Origin of the sequence: Streptomyces sp. NRRL S-87, from assembly GCF_000719335.1 — a bacterium.
Classification (GTDB): Bacteria; Actinomycetota; Actinomycetes; order Streptomycetales; family Streptomycetaceae; genus Streptomyces.
In genome coordinates this window covers 1-398 of record NZ_JOGB01000195.1, presented here as the reverse complement: position 1 = coordinate 398, position 398 = coordinate 1, and the positions used below count along the sequence as shown (strand labels likewise).

At 72.9% G+C, this 398-nt stretch carries 1 protein-coding gene; it reads left to right on the top strand.

The features are described from left to right. Nucleotides 1-30: 30 nt before the first annotated feature. Nucleotides 31-398: condensation domain-containing protein (locus IF43_RS37540; protein WP_158939704.1), on the top strand; the 368-nt coding region annotated here is incomplete at its 3' end.

Here is a 398-nt window from a genome sequence, read left to right as displayed (position 1 = left end):
CGCCGTGCGGAGGGCGTGCGGGAGGTTCCGTTGTCGTTCGCGCAGCAGCGTCTGTGGTTCCTGGACCAGTTGGATCCGGGGAGTGCGGAGTACGTGGTGCCGGTGGCGTTCCGGGTGCGTGGTCCGTTGGACGGGGTGGCGTTGGGTGCGGCGTTGGACGCGTTGGTGGTGCGGCACGAGGTGCTGCGGACGCGGTTCGCGACGGGGCCGGAGGGTGATCCGGTGCAGGTGGTGGAGGATCCGTGGCGGGTGGCGGTCGAGCAGGTGGACGTCAGCGCGGAGGCCGATCCCGCCGGGGCGGGGCGGGCGGTGGTCGAGTCGTTCGGGCACCGGCCGTTCGATCTGGGTGCGGGCCGGCTGCTGCGGGCGATGACGGTGCGGTTGGGTGCGGACGACCA